The organism is Streptomyces sp. R35 (assembly GCF_041053035.1).
GTDB lineage: Bacteria > Actinomycetota > Actinomycetes > Streptomycetales > Streptomycetaceae > Streptomyces > Streptomyces lutosisoli.
On the sequence record NZ_CP163440.1, the window covers coordinates 688,518 to 705,088 of the forward strand.

Genomic DNA, 16,571 nt, shown 5'->3' on the forward strand with positions numbered 1-16,571 from the left:
CTCTAGACCACTGAGCTCAGCGGAGTCGCCGGGACCTCGGGAGCATGAGGGTAGGCGGCTGACCGGTGCTGGAAAGAGAGGATCTTCGGGTTCTGGACGACGCCGTCGCGGATCTCGATGGCCTTTCTGACCGTGTCGTCGGTGTCCCATGCCGCGGGGCCGCTCATGACCTTGCGCAGGTAGGGAAGGAGCGCCTCGCTGATTTCCCAAGTGGCGGAGTTCCACAGGTGGGACGGGCTGTGATCCACCGCGTAGTAGTGGCAGCCCGACCCCACCGCGGGCATGGGCTCGCCGAAGGTGGTCGGGCGGGCCCATTCGAAGCCCATGCCCTCGTCGCAGGCGACGTCAATGAAGAAGGTCCCCGGCCGGAACAGGGCGAGTTCCTCGTCGGTGACGAACATGAGCGGCGCGTCGGTGTCCTGCAGGACGCAGTTGACGATGATGTCGAATCCGGCCAGGTACTCCGCCAGCGGCATGGAACCGGCAGCGGTGAATGCCCGCAGGCGCGACGGATCGTCCTCCTGCTCCTCGAAGTGGGCCATCACCACCGAGGGCATCGGTGAGGCCACCGCTGCGGCGGCGCGCTGGGTGAGCACCGTGACGTCGGTGACCCCCATGGCGCCCAGGCCCGTGACCGCTCCGCGCGCCGTGGCGCCGAAGCTGATGACCACCGCGCGCAGGCGGCGCCCGTAGCTGCCGGTCAGCCCGCCGAGTTGCAGGGCGTGCAGCACCGAGCAGTAGCCGGCGAGTTCGTTGTTCTTGTGGAAGACATGGACGCTGAAGGCGCCCGTGGACGTCCAGTGGTTCATGGCTTCCCAGGCGATCAGGGTCAGCCGTCGGTCGATGCCGATCTGGGTCATCTTCGCGTCCTGCACGCAGTGCGGCCATCCCCACAGCACCTGACCCTCGCGCAGCTCGGCGATGTCGTCGTGCATCGGTTTGGGCAGCAACAGGACGTCGCACTCGGCGAGAAGTCGCTCGCGCGAGCGCAGGCCGGCCACGAGTGGTCGCAGCGCGTCGTCGGCGACGCCGAACCGTTGGCCGTAGCCCTGTTCGAGGAAGATCCTCTCGCGTACATCCGGGGCGATACGGTCGAGGTGGCGGGGGTGCAGCGGCAACCGGAACTCGTTCTCCTTGCGGGAGGAGGCGAGTACTCCGAGACTCATCAGGCTCATGTGGGGCGGCTCATTTCCGACCGGACGCGATGTGCTCCGGCCTTGCCGTTCCCCGAGGGCGACGCCGACATGGATGACGGCGTGCGAGGTGCGCTCGGTACCGCCACCGTACTCCCGCCCCGGTCGCGGACCGCCCACCGCTCGTTTGAGCTCGAAGGATCCGCAGGGTCCAGGTCTGGAGATCATTCGTGGTGGACGTTCTCGGCCAGGTGACGGCTGACGGTGTGCTCACTGTTCGTGTGCGGTTCCCTGCGGCCGACTTGATCGAGGCGGGGGTCAGTGATCAGGAGGTGGTTCGGCGTTTCAGGGTGACACGGATGAGGATCAGTGCTGGACGCCGGCGCGGATCGCCGCCGGCACCAAACGCGTCTTCAGTTGTTGCGCTCAGTCGTCGTGCTCGCCCGCAGCGGCCGGGTCGATGTCGTCGCCGACGGAGTAGGTGTCTTTGACCTTCACTTGAGCAACACCGCGGCCTTCCGCGAAGACACTGCGCCAGTCGCCGATGACGTGCAGTTCGTCGGTGCCCATCGCACGGACGACGGTGAGGCCCTCGTCGTATGCCTTGTAGGCCTTCATCCAGAGATTGGCGAAGGCCTGGGAGCGGATGAGGTGCATCCAGTCGGGGCGGTACAACTCACGGTTGTAGTTCGACTCCCCCATCGTGGAGACGAACTTCGAGTACATCGCTTTCACGTACTCCAGCGTCACCTCGTCCTGCTCCGCGATCGCTGTGTCCCGGGCGTCTTTGAGGGTGATGCGGAACTTCTCCAGCAGGCCCTCGGTCGCTCCGGAGGTGAACGACTCGTGGATCTCGGGCGGGTCGCACAGGGCGTAGGCGGGTGAGGACAGGCGGAGCAGGAGGCGGAGGGTGGGTTCGGTGACCCACAACGGGCCGGGTTCGTCGCGGTTGCCGAGCGGGCTGGGAAGGACGGCGTCATGGTCCCAGGCCGGTGGGGTGATGAGGTGGACCCCGGCGCGGCGGCGGTCGTGGGTGGGGTCGGTGGAGTGTTCCAGCTGGCCGATGGGCAGGTGGGTCTTGAGTGCGGACAGGTAGGCGCCGTTGATGTCGAGTGCGGTCACCTCGTGGCGTCCGGAAGGGAGTTCGGGGCGGGTCCATTTCGGGCGGGCCTCCCAGATCCGGTCGGCGCCGCGGGCGGTCTGCTTGCGCAGGATCTCCGGGATCCACGGGTGGGCGACGATGTCGTAGCGGCCGCCCTTGCGTGTCTCGTCCAGCAGCGCCATCGCGTCCGGGATCGCCCGCTTCACCAGCGCCGCGGTCGCTTCCTCGACATCGCCGGCGTGCTGGGCGAGCGCTGCCACGACGGCCTCACCGATCAAGTCGGGGGTGTCGGAGGCGGCCTGGATGCGGCGTCCGACGGGGACGATTCTCACCTGCTTGCGCAGACCGGAGCCATCCGGCTTCACCTGCGTGCGCGGACCGGAGCCTTCCGGCTTCACCTGTGTACGCGGACGCGGGCTTTCCGAATCGCCCTCACGCAGGGCCGGCTGGGGCGGTCGCGGCGCCTGTGCGGGCTCTGCCGTGCCGCAGTCGGCGGGGTCCAGGTGCTGCGGGAAGCCGGCGACCTGGTCGTAGGCCGGACTGCCGCACAGCACGCAGGGCCGGGGCTCCGCGAGGGTCTCCACCTCGTCCGCGGTGCCGTCGGCCGCCGCGGCCTCGGCTTCACCCTCGTCTTCGCCGACAACGGAGCCGACGTCCGCGCCCTCGTCCGCGACAACGACCGCTTCCTGGGCCTGGGCCTGGGCCTGGGCCTGCAGTTTGGCCTGTGCGCTCTCAAGGAAGTACGCGTACTTCTCCCGGACCTCGCCGCCCGGGTCCCGGCCCGACTCCCAGCCACCCACCGTGGAAGGGCTCACCCCGAGAGCCTGTGCCACCTGCGTGCGCGACAGGTTCAACTCCTCGCGCAGCCCGCGTCGTACCTCGACGGGCGGCAGCGGAACCTCCTGCTTGGCCGCTGCCAGCAGCGCGTCGATCGCGTCGAAGTTCGTCATCGGGCGACGCCCTCCCGCACAACCGAGCCATCGCCAGGGGCACGCCGGCCGAGCGCGCGGCGCCGGAGGTCCGGCAGGGATTCGGAGGCCCGGGTCGGCCCGGCCATCAGGTCCAGCACATCGATACCGAAGTGTTTTGCGACCGCCTCGCAGTCGTCCAGGCTCCACGCGGCAGCGCCGGACTGACGGCGGCTCACCTGGCCCTGGCTCACCCCCAGAGCGGCCGCGAGATCGGTCTGCGACTCGCCCGTGGCGTGCATGAGCGCCGCCACCGCCGAACGGACCCGGTCGGCCAGAGACATCCCCATGCCACCGAACCTACCACCCAAACCTCATGAACTATGCGAGTTGAGCATGGCCCTGCGAGTTGAACATGGCTTGATCACAGCCGTCCTGCGGACCATGACCCATCCGGCGGCACCGATCTTCGCCGGAGCGACGCCCACGGCCGACAGAACGACAGCCGACAGGAAGACAGGCAGGCCGACGGCCGGCGCCGCACCGCGCGCTCCGTACCCGGACAGGGCACGCAGTGCCTAGGCGCAGGACGGGCACAGCCCTCGGTAGGTGACCTCGACCTCCGACACGGTGAAACCGAACCGCTCCTCCGCAGGGAGGTCGGACAGCGGGTTGCCTGCCGGATGGACGTCGCGGATGGTACCGCAGCTGGAGCAGACTAGGTGTTGGTGCGGGTGGTGCGCGTTGGGGTCGTAGCGCTTGGCGCGGCCGTCGGTGGAGACCTCTGTGACCTCACCGAGCGACACCAGCTCGCCCAGGGCGTTGTAGACGGTCGCCCGCGAGATCTCGGGCAGCCGCTGTGCCGCGCGGGCGTGCACCTCGTCGGCCGTGAGATGCACGTGGTCGCCGTCGAGGACCTCCGCAACGACACGCCGCTGGGACGTCAACCGCCAGCCACGCGCTCGCAGCCGCTCCAGCAGGTCACTCATATCGGTTCACCTATTCAGGTTCGGAGGGATACCCGAAGTTTACCTATGGACATCCGGGTTCCGATTGGATATGGGTTTGGCGCGCTTCTTGACTTGGACTCTGTCCATCGTAGGATCAGTTCTGGCGATAGCCAAGGGACAGGAAGATTCCAGTACGGCAGGAGACAGAGACGTGACGGGACCACCGCCGAGCAGTTGCGGCGGTGCCGGCCTGCGGGTGACGGCCGCGCACGTCGCGCTGGTGGGCCATGTCTCCCTTCAGGTCGTCCGTGGGGACCTCCCCGCGCTCACCGCGGCGGGAACCGTACGCCGCGTCGAACAGGCCGGCAGCCCGGCCCGGTTCGAGGGACGCGTCGAGGACAACCACCATCACGTCGTGTACCGGTCGTACGGTGTCGTCGCTGACGTCGACCGCGCGGCCGGCGAAGCGCCCTGCCCCACCGCGTCCGAAGACCACGGCTTCTCGACCGACGAGGCCGAGGTCATCCACGGGGGCCCTGCGCCCCGCCCGTTCCATCGCCCGCAGTTCTTGAGCACCGTGATCCGCCTGGTCCGGAAGGATTCCCATGTCTGACAACCAAGATGCAAACGTCGTAGACGCGAACACGGAGGGCGGAGGTGGTTGCCCGGTCGCGCACGGACGCGCCCCGCACCCGACCCAGGGCGGCGGAAACCGCCAGTGGTGGCCGGAACAGCTCAACCTGAAGATCCTCGCCAAGAACCCCGCCGTGGCCAACCCCCTCGGCGAGCAGTTCGACTACGCCGCGGCGTTCAAGACCCTTGACCTCCCGGCCGTCAAGCAGGACATCGCGGAGGTGCTGACCACCTCGCAGGACTGGTGGCCGGCGGACTTCGGCCACTACGGCCCGCTCATGATCCGCATGGCGTGGCACAGCGCGGGCACCTACCGCATCAGCGACGGCCGTGGTGGCGGCGGCGCCGGTCAGCAGCGCTTCGCTCCCCTGAACAGCTGGCCGGACAACGGCAACCTCGACAAGGCCCGCCGTCTGCTGTGGCCGGTCAAGAAGAAGTACGGCCAGAGCCTGTCGTGGGCCGACCTCATGATCCTTGCCGGCAATGTCGCCCTGGAGTCGATGGGCTTCGAGACCTTCGGCTTCGCCGGCGGCCGCCCCGACGTGTGGGAGCCCGACGAGGACGTCTACTGGGGCCCGGAGCAGGTCTGGCTCGACGATCAGCGCTACACCGGCGACCGCGAGCTGGAGGACCCGCTCGGCGCGGTCCAGATGGGCCTCATCTACGTCAACCCGGAGGGCCCGAACGGGAACCCGGACCCGATCGCCGCGGCCCGCGACATCCGTGAGACGTTCCGCCGCATGGCGATGAACGACGAGGAGACCGTCGCCCTCATCGCCGGTGGCCACACCTTCGGCAAGACCCATGGCGCGGGCGACGCGGACCTCGTCGGCGCCGAGCCCGAGGCCGCCCCGATGGAGCAGATGGGCCTCGGCTGGAAGAGCACCTACGGCACCGGCAAGGGCGGCGACGCCATCACCAGTGGCCTCGAGGTGACCTGGACCGCCACCCCGACCCAGTGGGGCAACGGGTTCTTCACGAACCTCTTCGAGTACGAGTACGAGCTCACCCAGAGCCCGGCCGGTGCGAACCAGTGGGTGGCGAAGAACGCCGAGGCGATCATCCCCGACGCGCACGACGCGTCGAAGACGAAGCTCCCGACGATGCTCACCACCGACCTCTCGCTGAAGTTCGACCCGATCTACGAGCCGATCGCGCGCCGCTTCTACGAGAACCCGGCGGAGTTCGCGGACGCGTTCGCCCGCGCCTGGTACAAGCTGACGCACCGCGACATGGGCCCGATCCAGCGCTACCTCGGCCCGGAGGTCCCCTCCGAGGTGCTGCTGTGGCAGGACCCGCTGCCGACGCGCCAGGGCGCGGTCATCGACGCCGCCGACATCGCCTCCCTCAAGGAGCAGATCCTCGGCTCTGACCTGACGATCGCGCAGCTCGTCTCCGCGGCCTGGGCCTCGGCGTCCACCTTCCGAGGCAGCGACAAGCGCGGTGGCGCCAACGGTGCCCGCATCCGCCTCGAGCCGCAGCGCGGCTGGGAGGTCAACAACCCGGACGACCTCTCGCAGGTGCTCCGTACGCTGGAGGGCATCCAGGAGTCCTTCAACGCCGGCGGCAAGCAGGTCTCCCTCGCCGACCTGATCGTGCTCGCGGGCTCCGCGGCCGTCGAGCAGGCGGCCAAGGCCGCCGGCGTCGAGGTCGAGGTGCCGTTCACGCCGGGCCGTGTGGACGCTTCGCAGGAGCAGACGGACGTCGAGTCGTTCGCCGCGCTCGAGCCGAAGGCCGACGGCTTCCGCAACTATGTCGGCAAGGGCAACCGCCTGCCGGCCGAGTTCCTGCTGACGGACAAGGCGAACCTGCTGAACCTCAGCGCGCCCGAGATGACGGTCCTCGTCGGTGGTCTGCGTGTCCTCGGCGCCAACTCCGGCCAGTCCAAGCACGGCGTCTTCACCGACCGGCCGGGCACGCTGACCAATGACTTCTTCGTCAACCTGCTCGACCTCGGTACGGAGTGGACGTCGACGTCCGCCGCGCAGGACGAGTTCGAGAGCCGCGACGCCTCCGGCGCCGTCAAGTGGACCGGCACCCGTGCCGACCTCGTCTTCGGCTCGAACTCCGAGCTGCGCGCGCTCGCGGAGGTCTACGCGAGCGATGACGCGAAGGCGAAGTTCGTGAACGACTTCGTCGCGGCGTGGGACAAGGTCATGAAGCTGGACCGGTTCGACCTCGTCTGACACAGACGGTCCTGACCAGGACCGTCTGATCAGGAGCATCTGATCAGGAGCATCTGATCAGGACGTCCTCAGCCCGAAGAATCCCGGCACCGCCCGCCCCGTCCCATCCCCACCGCGGTATCCAGAGCCTCGCCGCCGAGCAGGGGTCGGGCGGTGAGCATGCCCGCGCCGTCAGCCGTCCTCAGGACGCTGCGATCCCCTCTCGCACCTGGCTCCGCCCATCCCACCGATAGCCCTAAAGCCTGATATATCGCCATTTCTGCGGTTAACTCTTGAACGTCCTATGCTGATCCGGGGAGGGCTCGGGCATTCGACGGCCGGTCCTGGGCCGGCGGGAAGCGGGCTTCCATGGCTGAGCGTTTCAAAAGCTCTGGGCTGATCGGCGAGCTGTCGGCTGAATTCGCCGGCACCATGATCCTCATCCTTTTCGGTGTCGGCGTGGTGGCCCAAGTGGTCGCCGGCGGAGGGCTCACGACGCCACCGGGGGGCCTCGGAAACCACGACAGCATCTCCTGGGCGTGGGGTATCGGCGTCACCATGGGTGTCTATGTCGCAGCACGGCTGAGCGGCGCCCATCTCAACCCCGCGGTGACCCTCGCGCTGGCCGCGTTCAAGGGTTTCCCGTGGGCCAAGGTGGCGCCCTACGTCGTGGCCCAGACGATCGGCGCGTTCGTGGCGGCCCTCATCGTGCGCTGGAACTACACCGAAGCGCTGGGGACGTTCGACCCCGGTCACACCATCAAGACGCAGGGTGTGTTCTCCACGCTGCCCGCCAACGGCAACCCGAACCTGCCGGTTCACGAGTGGGGCGCGTTCCGCGACCAGATCATCGGCACCGCCATCCTGCTGCTGATGATCCTGGCCATCACGGACCTGCTCAACACACCTCCTGGCGCCAACATGGCCCCGTTCATCATCGGCCTGGTCGTGGTGGGTATCGGCATGGCCTGGGGTACCGACGCGGGCTACGCCATCAACCCGGCACGTGACTTCGGTCCCCGGCTGGCCAGCTACCTCACGGGCTACAGCGGAGCATGGCGAGATCAGTACGGGAACTTCTACTTCTGGGTGCCGATCATCGGTCCGCTGATCGGCGGTCTGGTCGGCGCGGGCGTGTACAAGACGTTCATCGGTCGGTTCCTGCCGACGGGGGAGCCGGAGCCTCCCGGGAGCATCGCCGCCCCCGAGGACTGACACCGACGACAGAGGCGGTAACCCATGGCTGACTTCGTAGGCGCGGTGGACCAAGGCACCACCAGTACCCGGTTCATGATCTTCGACCACGCCGGCAACGAGGTGGCGAAGCACCAGCTGGAACACGCCCAGATCCTTCCGCGCTCCGGGTGGGTCGAGCACGACCCGGTGGAGATCTGGGAGCGCACCAACTCGGTGATGCAGAACGCCCTGCGGCACGGGAACGTGTCCCCGACCGACCTGGCGGCGATCGGCATCACCAACCAGCGGGAGACCACCGTGGTCTGGGACCCGCGCAACGGCCGCCCCTACTACAACGCCATCGTCTGGCAGGACACCCGCACCGACTCCATAGCCGCGGCCCTGGAACGCTCGGGCCAGGGCGACGTCATCCGCCGCAAGGCGGGCCTGCCGCCGGCGACCTACTTCTCCGGCGGCAAGATCCAGTGGATCCTGGAGAACGTCGACGGGGTGCGCGAGGCGGCGGAGCAAGGACACGCCCTCTTCGGCAACACCGACTGCTGGGTCCTGTGGAACCTGACCGGCGGCCCCGACGGCGGCATCCACGCCACCGACGTGACCAACGCCAGCCGCACCATGCTCATGGACCTGGAGACCCTCGACTGGGACGACGAGCTGCTGGGCTTCTTCGGTGTCCCCCGGGCGATGCTGCCCACCATCAACCCCTCGTCCCACCGGGAGGCGTTCGGGGTGACCCGCACCTCCCGGCCGCTGAGCGCCGCCATCCCCATCGCCGGGGTGCTCGGCGACCAGCAGGCGGCCACCGTCGGACAGGTCTGCTACGCGCCCGGCGAGGCCAAGAACACCTACGGCACCGGCAACTTCCTGGTGCTCAACACCGGCACGGAGCTGGTCCGCTCGCAGAACGGCCTGCTCACCACCGTGGCGTACCAGTTCGGCGACAGCCCGGCGATCTACGCGCTGGAGGGCTCCATCGCGGTCACCGGATCCGCGGTGCAGTGGCTGCGCGACCAGATGAAGGTCATCAGCAACGCGGCCGAGAGCGAGACTCTCGCCCGTACCGTCGAGGACAACGGCGGCATGTACTTCGTCCCCGCGTTCTCGGGCCTGTTCGCCCCGTACTGGCGCTCCGACGCCCGCGGCGCGATCGTCGGCCTCGCCCGGTACAACGACAACGGCCACCTGGCCCGGGCAACCCTGGAAGCCATCTGCTACCAGAGCCGCGACGTCGTCGAGGCCATGGAGCAGGACTCCGGAGTCCACCTCGACGTGCTCAAGGTCGACGGAGGTGTGACCGCCAACGACCTGTGCATGCAGATCCAGGCCGACGTTCTCGGCGTACCGGTCAGCCGTCCGGTGGTCGCCGAGACCACCGCGCTCGGCGCCGCCTACGCGGCCGGTCTGGCCACCGGCTTCTGGCAGGACACCGACGAACTGCGCACCCACTGGCAGGAGTCCAAGCGCTGGGAGCCCCAATGGTCCGAAGACCAGCGCGCGGAGGGTTACGCGGGCTGGAAGAAGGCGGTGGAGCGCACGCTCGACTGGGCCAAGGTCGAATAGACCGGCCGCTCCACCGGCGCCCACTGCCGCGGCGAGCCTCCGTCCCGCACCGCTACGCCCTGCCGGACGGGGCGCAGCCGTCCGTCCGTCCCTTGCTCGTTACCGTCGGCGGGCACGAGGGCTGTGATGCCGACATGAGAAATTTCTCGCGCACTGCCCGCCGTACGGCTCTGCCCGCAGCGTGCGCGGCCCTGCTGATCGGAGGCTGCGCCCTGCCCCCGGGGACGAGCGCCACGGCGCTCTCGCAATCGTCGGCCACGCCAGCGGCTACGGCGAGCGCCTCCGCCCCCACTCCCTCGGCGCTGAAGCCCATCGATCCCGCCGCGCTCCAGTCCGCCGTGGAGCGCGCGGCGAAGGACCTCATGGTCCCCGGCGCGGTGGTCCTGCTCCGCACCCCGCAGGGAACCTTCCGGGCGATCGTCGGCACGACCGAGCTGGGCACGGCCACACCGCCCACTACGGCCGACCACTTCCGGATCGCCTCCAACACCAAGACCATGACCTCGGCGCTGATCACCCTCCTCGCCCAGGACGGCAAGCTCCGGCTGGACGACCCGGTGTCCGCCTACGTCTCGGGAGTGCCCAACGGCGACCACATCACCATCGCCGAGCTGCTGAAGATGCGCAGCGGGCTCTACAACTACACCAGCGCACCCGAACTCGCCGCGAGGATGGACGCAGACCCTGGGAAGGCCGAGACGCCGCAGGCACTGCTGGACATCGCGTTCCGACGCCCGCCGGACTTCGCGCCCGACGCGTCCTACGAATACAGCAACACCAACTACGTACTGCTGGGCCTGGTCGCCGAAAAGGCGGGTGGCCGCCCCTTGGCCCAGCAGTTCCGGGACCGGCTGTTCGCCCCGCTCGGACTGAAGGGCACGTCGCTGCCGGCCGCCGACGACCTGTCCCTCCCCGCCCCCTACTCACACGGCTACATGTACGGCGGATCGGCCTACGCGCTGGTCGACCAGCCCTACCCCGTCGACATGCAGGCGGCGGCACGGTCGGGAAAGCTCCGGCCCCTGGACTACACCCACCAGAACCCCTCCTACGCCACCGCCGCCGGAGGCGCCGTCTCTACGGCGGACGACCTGGCCACATGGATCCGGGCCCTGGTGACGGGCAAGGTCTTGAACGCCGCATACCAGCAGCAGTGGCTCCACAGCCCGCAAGCCGAGGACCCGGCCGCGCCCGACGGGCAGAAGTACGGCTACGGCATCGCCTACCAGCGCTTCGGTCCGAACGCCTCGATGTACTACCACGGCGGTGAACTCCCCGGGTTCAACTCCTTCATCGGCCACGACCCGGTCAACGACGTCACGCTCGTGATCTGGACGAACCTGACCCTGTCGCCCGACGGCCGGACCACGGCCCAAGCCCTGCTGCCCACCGTCCTCAACCAGGTCTACGCGGGCCTCTCCCTCCCCACCGGCTCCGGCTAGTGCTGTGAGCGCGAAGGTCCACCAGCATGCGTCATACCGGCGGCGAGCCGGTGTTGCCCGGTCGATCAGGTGCGACCTGTGCGTTCCGGCCCTGTTCAAGGCCGTTTGGCGCTTGTCCGGGGCAGCCTTACGCCTCCGCGGGGGTGGCCGGTCGTGTCGCGTAACGGTGACGCATGCCGTCGCCGGCTGCGGGACATGCCCTCTCCTGGAACTGGTCGAAGCGGGTGTAGCCGTCAAAGGCGTCGTGGAGGATCAGCAGCGTCCACCATTCGCCTACGTGTTCCACCGTCGTGGACAGCGGGCACTCCCGGTCCTCCAGCCTGATCCGGCTCGCCATGGCGACCACCCCTTCAGTTACTGCTAAAGTCGAAGTAACTAGCTTCTACGGAGCACACCGTGACCACATCCATCAGCGAATCCCTCGACGGCCGACGCGCTCTGGTCACCGGCGGCACCAAGGGCACCGGAGCCGCCATCGCCCGACGTCTCGCCCAGGCCGGCGCAACCGTACTGGTCACCGCCCGCAGCCGCCCCGACGACGTAGATGAGAAGGCGTTCATCACCGCCGACCTGTCCACCGCCCAGGGCGCAGCCCACGTAGCCGCCGAGGTGGACGCCCGCGTGGGAGGCGTCGACATCCTGGTCAACACCCTCGGCGGGTCCGAGTCACCGGCCGGGGGGTTCAGGGCGCTCGGCGAGGAAGACTGGGCCAGGGAGCTGAACACCAACCTGCTGGCCGCCGTCCGCCTGGACCGCGCACTCCTGCCGCACATGATCGCCACGGGCAAGGGGGCCGTCGTGCACGTCACCTCGATCCAGCGCCGCATGCCGCTGTGGAACGGCACCCTGGCCTACGCCGCCGCCAAGGCCGCCCTGACCACCTACAGCAAGGGTCTGGCCAACGAGGTCGCCCCGCACGGCATCCGAGTCAACACCGTCTCACCGGGCTTCGTGCAGACCTCGGCCGCCGACCACCTCGTCGCCCGGATCGCCCACGACGCGGACATCACCCAGGAGGCGGCGCTGGGACGGCTCATGGATTCGCTGGGCGGCATCCCGCTGGGCCGTCCCAACCGGCCCGAGGAAGTCGCCGAGCTCGTCGCCTTCCTCGTCTCCGACCGCGCCTCTGCCATCGTCGGCGCCGAACACGTCATCGACGGCGGCACCACCCCCACCGTCTGAAGCCGCCGTCACTCCAAGGAGCGTCATGCACGACAACCAGCCCCGAACCAGCACCCCGGACACCCTGCCCGAGGTGATCACCCGCTACCTGAAAGCGCACCGCGCCCACGACACCGCCACCGCAATCACGGCGTTCACCCGCGAAGCCACGGTGATCGACGACGGCAACACCTACGACGGCACCGAGGCGATCGAGGGATGGCTCGACCGATCCGCCACCGAATTCACCTACACCATCCACCTCACCGACGCCCAGCAGACCGACGCGACCCACTACATCGCCACCCACCACCTAGAAGGCAACTTCCCCGGCGGCACCATCGATCTGCGCTACCAGTTCACACTCCGCGACGGCCTCATCGAACGCCTCGTCATCGAACCCTGAGTCCCCTCCCACGCCACCCCGTTGCCGCCTCAGGCAAGAAGCCGCGGTCATTGCCTTGACGTCTTCAGGGGGACGATACGGCTGGCTGAGCTGTGGCATAGGTACGGCGCTCGCGTTTCTCATTGCCGCCTACTACCGCCCCTCATCGGTGATGGCGGGTCAACGGGCGCGCACGGGCGTGAGCGCGGTGAACGCGTCACTGGCTCGGCCGACTGACGACCAGCACCAGGGGACGGTCCGAACCGGGCATTCGGCCGGAGTCGAGTAGTACGGCGATCGCCGCCACTCCTCGCGGCCCACTGAGGACAGCGCCGGCTTCCACAGGACCACGCCGTGCCGTCGTTCCCAGACCGCGATACGCCACGCGTGAACGAGCGAGATCAGCAAAACGGCTGGCAGCGTCAGCGCGAGCAGCGGCTGGTGGAAGAAGTACACGCACACCAGCGTGTACACCAGCATGGCTGCCGCGAGACGGATCTGTCCCCACCTCATGAGCCGCCGCTGCTCTGGCTCCTGCCCGATTAGCGCCTGCGGATCGTCGACCGGCACCGCGCTCTCGTGGGCGCGCAGCTCGCCGGAGCGCCCCGCGAGGAGATTGACGATCCACAGAGCAGCCACCGCAACCAGGACACCTATCTGGATCACTCCGGCACGGCCCGAGAGCCTTAGGTCGCCCCGCTCGATGAAGAGCACGGTGTCCAGCACCACAGCCACGGAGGCACCTGCCACAGCTTCGCCCGCTCTGGATGCGACGACGCGCACCAAGACACCCGTAGCCAGTTCGCTCACAACGTTCCTTCCTTGCATCGTCGTTCGGGTGCCGCGCCCTCCCGCCGATCCGCGGCAAGCGCGGACAGCCACTGCGCCGCCCCAGGTATCTGTACGCCGACCGCGGCCATGACCACGAGGTCTGCCGGGACAAGGTCCGCCGGCTCCAGATCACCCCGCACCTCGCCCGGCGCGGCACCGGGCACGGCTCAGGCCTGGGCGTGTACCGCTGGGTCGCGGAAGGAGCGATCGCGCTGCTGCACTGGTTCCGCCGCCTGCGTATCCGCTGGGAGATCCGCGACGACATCCACCACGCGTTCGTCACCGTCGACTGCGTCGTCATCTGCCGGCGACGACTGCGCACCGCACTTTGTCGAGAGTAAGGGCGGGCGATCGCCCCAGGGGATGGCCTGTTCGATGCGTCTCGATGCATCAGAACGCATACGTAGCAGTCGGGCCCGCGCAGCCTCACATACGGGATCTCAGCACGTCGACCTCACAACCCGGCTCGAACGGGTCGAAGCCGTGCTCGCTCAGCCAGCGAACCACCAACAGGCTTCGCAACGACCACCACGCGCGGATCACGTCGAGGTCGACGTCGGTGCCATAGCCGGCGATGACGTCGTCGAGGTGCTCCTCGTGTCCGAGCGTGAAGGTGGCGAGGTCGTACAGGGCATCACCCTGGCCCGCCTCGGACCAGTCGATGATGCCGGTGACCTCGTCGCCGTCGACGAAGACGTGCGCGATCTGCAGGTCGCCGTGCGTGAACGCCGGAGTCCAAGGTCGGAGCGCAACCTCGGCGACCTGGCGGTTGCGGGTGACCAGGTCGGCGGGCAGAACGCCGTTCGTCACGAGCAACTCGCACTCATCGTCGAGTTCCGCCGCCAGCGCGACGATGCTCCGCCCGGCCTGGCCAGGCCGGGCCGGCAGCGGCGCGTCATGCAGCTTCCGGATGGCGGCGCCCGCCGCGGCCCACGCCGCCGGCGACCCGGTCGACGGCCCGCCGAGGCGCCCAAGCGTCGTCCCCGGGAGTGCAGCCATCGCGAGCACGGGCGGCTTACACCACAGGACCTCCGGAGTCGGGACCGGCGCCAGGGCCATCGCCTCGACCTCGACGTCGATGCGCGCCTGATCGGCGTCCACCTTCAGGAACACGTCGCCGACGCGCAGGGTCGCGCGCTCGGAATGGGCGACGACGACTTTGACCTCATCCATGGGCGACCAGTATCCCGGGGATGACCGCCGGCGTCGCCGGGCTTATCGCGTGCGCTTACGCGGCTGACCGCGTCCCGCTACCCGGCGGCCTCGTGCACGACACCGACCCCTGACCGGGTCAAGCCCACCACTTTTGTTGGGAGTCCTTAGGCACATGAGGGGTTTATCCGATCAATACCAGTTCGTATGTGATCGCTGCGGTGACGCAAGCTCCACCGTGCGCGAGCGAGGGCGAATCGACCCATGCCCAAGCTCTGCGATGCCTGCTGGAACACCATCGCCAACGAGATGGCCGAAGTCGATGGAGCCACAGCAGGCGTTTGACGAAGCTCCCGGCCCGATCCCCCGTCGTCACCGCACGGGTCAGTGGAGTCGATCCGCTGCCGAGCGAGCCCGTCGTACCGGCTCACCGCATGATGTGCGTCCCCGACCAGGGGAGCATCGAGCGGGCCGGGCAGCGGGAAGCGTCAGCGGCCCCGGAGTTTCCCTAGGGCCGACTCGGCGCCGTCGGACGGCACTCAACGACGACCGACGCCGACAACCGTCGACAGCCGAGTCGCAGGTCGCACCGTCGGTCGATGACGTGGCGAGGGCGGGGGTCAGTCCGTGGCGATCAGCAGGTCCCCATAACTGTCTCGCCAACCGATGCTCACCGCGCCGTCGGCGGTGTCGAGGATGTCGAGCTTCTCGAAGTCGTCAGAGTCGTCCGGCGCGGTCATGGCCGGCAGCCGCAGGGTGTGGAGCAGGCGCCCGGTGTCCGCGTCGAGGATGAGCAGGTCGGCGCGTATCCGGCGACCTGCATCTGCCCCCGTGAGGAATGGCTGGCGTACGACGTATACCCGGCCGTCGGCGATCTCGGGGAGCCCGTACTCCTGGCCGGTCGGCGCCCGCAACTGCCAGGAGGGTTGTCCGTCTCGGGTGTCGTAGGCGTGCAGGAGAGTGTCGTGGTCCTCGGAGCCTTCCTTCGGGTCGGTGCCGGACAGTACGGTGCCGCTGCCCCCAGCGACCGCGTCCCCCTCCTCCAGGGGGAGAGCGGCGCCTGGACACATCCCTCGACGGTTCATGTCGAGCAACTGGATGGTCTGCGGGCGGTCCGGGTCCGGCGCGACGAGCGTGTGCCCGTCACCCCAGACCGTCAGCTCGGGGTCCACGGTGCGCTGCCGCCACAGGACCTTGCCCGTACGGTTGTCGACCCCGAGCAGAAGGCCGTACCTGTCCCGGTCGTCATCGCTCGACGCATTGCACAAGACGTGGACGGCGCTCAGATGGTCCGGCAGGGCGTGCACGGAATGGAGGAATACCTCGGGACACGACTCAGACGTGTTCACCGTCCACAGACTCCGGCCATCGCGCTCGTCGAAGGCACGCACGGCGCCGGGATCCTCGGTGACGGCCCGGCCGCCGACGAGCTCCACGGACCGATGGTGGTCGCCGGCCTGAATCTCTGCATGCCACAGCAGCTTGCCCGTGCGCAGATCGATGGCGACGAGCTTCCCGTCGGTGAAGCGGGCCACCACGGTGCGTTCCGACTCCCCGAACGACCACACAGCAGAGTCGTTCGTGTCCCGGCGCTCGTAGCGCCAGTACTCCTTGCCGGTCAGCAGGTTCACCGCCGCCATGCCGGAATCCGTCCACCGCAGGGACAGCCCGTGCACCACGGCTTGCTCACCCCCATTCCGGCGCATGACGTGTTCAGGCGCAGCCGGGGCTTCGGCGGCGAACGCGGCGGGAAAGGGGCCGTGGGCTCCGGTGAATACATCCCGCGACTGGTACCAGCTCACCAGCAGAGCGATCACGCAGAGGATCAGCGCGAGGAACATACCCAACACCCGGCCGCGAGCCATCCGCACGTCCGCACGGCTCGGAACAGGCCTGCCCGGCCCTCCCGGCAGCCCCACCCCCGGTTCTCCCAGCAAATTCATCCGCTGCGC

The 16,571-nt window shown here is 68.7% G+C and carries 15 protein-coding genes and 1 pseudogene; 8 read left to right on the top strand and 8 right to left on the bottom strand.

Going from position 1 to position 16,571, the window contains the following annotated elements; all coding sequences use genetic code 11:
• Positions 1-2: 2 nt before the first annotated feature.
• The 4 genes from AB5J50_RS03470 to AB5J50_RS03485 form a co-directional block, all read right to left on the bottom strand.
• Positions 3-1,175 carry a N(5)-(carboxyethyl)ornithine synthase gene (locus AB5J50_RS03470; RefSeq protein WP_369254754.1) on the bottom strand — a complete coding sequence of 391 codons (1,173 nt, stop codon included), beginning with the start codon at positions 1,173-1,175 and terminating at the stop codon, positions 3-5.
• Between the two features lie 384 nt (positions 1,176-1,559).
• Positions 1,560-3,185, bottom strand: coding sequence for a helix-turn-helix domain-containing protein (locus AB5J50_RS03475; RefSeq protein WP_369254756.1), 1,626 nt, complete (start codon positions 3,183-3,185; stop codon positions 1,560-1,562).
• On the bottom strand, positions 3,182-3,493 hold the full coding sequence (locus AB5J50_RS03480) for a helix-turn-helix domain-containing protein (RefSeq protein WP_369254758.1): 312 nt from the start codon (positions 3,491-3,493) through the stop codon (positions 3,182-3,184). The genes AB5J50_RS03475 and AB5J50_RS03480 overlap by 4 nt, the downstream gene beginning before the upstream one ends.
• A gap of 228 nt (positions 3,494-3,721) precedes the next feature.
• Positions 3,722-4,132, bottom strand: coding sequence for a Fur family transcriptional regulator (locus AB5J50_RS03485; protein ID WP_327426164.1), 411 nt, complete (start codon positions 4,130-4,132; stop codon positions 3,722-3,724).
• 211 nt (positions 4,133-4,343) lie between these two features.
• Between AB5J50_RS03485 and AB5J50_RS03490 the strand changes: the two genes are divergently transcribed.
• The 5 genes from AB5J50_RS03490 (at position 4,344) to AB5J50_RS03510 (ending at position 11,090) form a co-directional block, all read left to right on the top strand.
• Positions 4,344-4,706, top strand: a complete 363-nt coding sequence (locus tag AB5J50_RS03490) for a transcriptional repressor (protein ID WP_369265293.1) — start codon at positions 4,344-4,346, stop codon at positions 4,704-4,706.
• Positions 4,699-6,912 carry a catalase/peroxidase HPI gene (katG, locus tag AB5J50_RS03495; protein WP_369254760.1) on the top strand — a complete coding sequence of 738 codons (2,214 nt, stop codon included), beginning with the start codon at positions 4,699-4,701 and terminating at the stop codon, positions 6,910-6,912. Before AB5J50_RS03490 ends, katG begins: the two co-directional genes overlap by 8 nt.
• Before the next feature lie 348 nt (positions 6,913-7,260).
• Positions 7,261-8,106: an MIP/aquaporin family protein gene (locus AB5J50_RS03500; protein ID WP_369254762.1), complete on the top strand. Its 846-nt coding sequence runs from the start codon at positions 7,261-7,263 to the stop codon at positions 8,104-8,106.
• A 24-nt stretch (positions 8,107-8,130) separates the two neighbouring features.
• The gene (gene glpK / locus AB5J50_RS03505) at positions 8,131-9,648 is read left to right on the top strand and encodes a glycerol kinase GlpK (RefSeq protein ID WP_369254764.1); all 1,518 of its coding nucleotides are present in this window, start codon (positions 8,131-8,133) and stop codon (positions 9,646-9,648) included.
• 134 nt (positions 9,649-9,782) lie between these two features.
• The gene (locus AB5J50_RS03510) at positions 9,783-11,090 is read left to right on the top strand and encodes a serine hydrolase domain-containing protein (protein WP_369254766.1); all 1,308 of its coding nucleotides are present in this window, start codon (positions 9,783-9,785) and stop codon (positions 11,088-11,090) included.
• 202 nt (positions 11,091-11,292) lie between these two features.
• Here the strand turns inward: AB5J50_RS03510 and AB5J50_RS03515 are convergent.
• Positions 11,293-11,427, bottom strand: a pseudogene (locus AB5J50_RS03515) (winged helix-turn-helix transcriptional regulator); the annotation flags it as partial.
• A gap of 59 nt (positions 11,428-11,486) precedes the next feature.
• On the opposite strand from AB5J50_RS03515, the gene AB5J50_RS03520 reads away from it, so the two are divergent.
• Both AB5J50_RS03520 and AB5J50_RS03525 read left to right on the top strand, forming a co-directional pair.
• Positions 11,487-12,272 (top strand): SDR family oxidoreductase, encoded by a 786-nt coding sequence (locus AB5J50_RS03520; protein WP_369254768.1) that lies wholly within the window; start codon positions 11,487-11,489, stop codon positions 12,270-12,272.
• Positions 12,273-12,297: 25 nt separating this feature from the next.
• The gene (locus AB5J50_RS03525) at positions 12,298-12,657 is read left to right on the top strand and encodes a nuclear transport factor 2 family protein (protein ID WP_369254770.1); all 360 of its coding nucleotides are present in this window, start codon (positions 12,298-12,300) and stop codon (positions 12,655-12,657) included.
• Between the two features lie 159 nt (positions 12,658-12,816).
• Here the strand turns inward: AB5J50_RS03525 and AB5J50_RS03530 are convergent, their stop codons facing one another.
• Complete coding sequence (locus AB5J50_RS03530) at positions 12,817-13,371, bottom strand: hypothetical protein (RefSeq protein WP_369254772.1); 555 nt, start codon at positions 13,369-13,371, stop codon at positions 12,817-12,819.
• Between the two features lie 275 nt (positions 13,372-13,646).
• On the opposite strand from AB5J50_RS03530, the gene AB5J50_RS03535 reads away from it, so the two are divergent.
• Complete coding sequence (locus tag AB5J50_RS03535) at positions 13,647-13,808, top strand: hypothetical protein (RefSeq protein WP_369254774.1); 162 nt, start codon at positions 13,647-13,649, stop codon at positions 13,806-13,808.
• 85 nt (positions 13,809-13,893) lie between these two features.
• On the opposite strand, the gene AB5J50_RS03540 is transcribed toward AB5J50_RS03535, so the two are convergent.
• Both AB5J50_RS03540 and AB5J50_RS03545 read right to left on the bottom strand, forming a co-directional pair.
• Positions 13,894-14,640 carry a phosphotransferase family protein gene (locus AB5J50_RS03540; RefSeq protein ID WP_369254776.1) on the bottom strand — a complete coding sequence of 249 codons (747 nt, stop codon included), beginning with the start codon at positions 14,638-14,640 and terminating at the stop codon, positions 13,894-13,896.
• Positions 14,641-15,239: 599 nt separating this feature from the next.
• Positions 15,240-16,460 carry a PQQ-binding-like beta-propeller repeat protein gene (locus tag AB5J50_RS03545; RefSeq protein ID WP_369254778.1) on the bottom strand — a complete coding sequence of 407 codons (1,221 nt, stop codon included), beginning with the start codon at positions 16,458-16,460 and terminating at the stop codon, positions 15,240-15,242.
• Between the last annotated feature and the right edge of the window lie 111 nt (positions 16,461-16,571).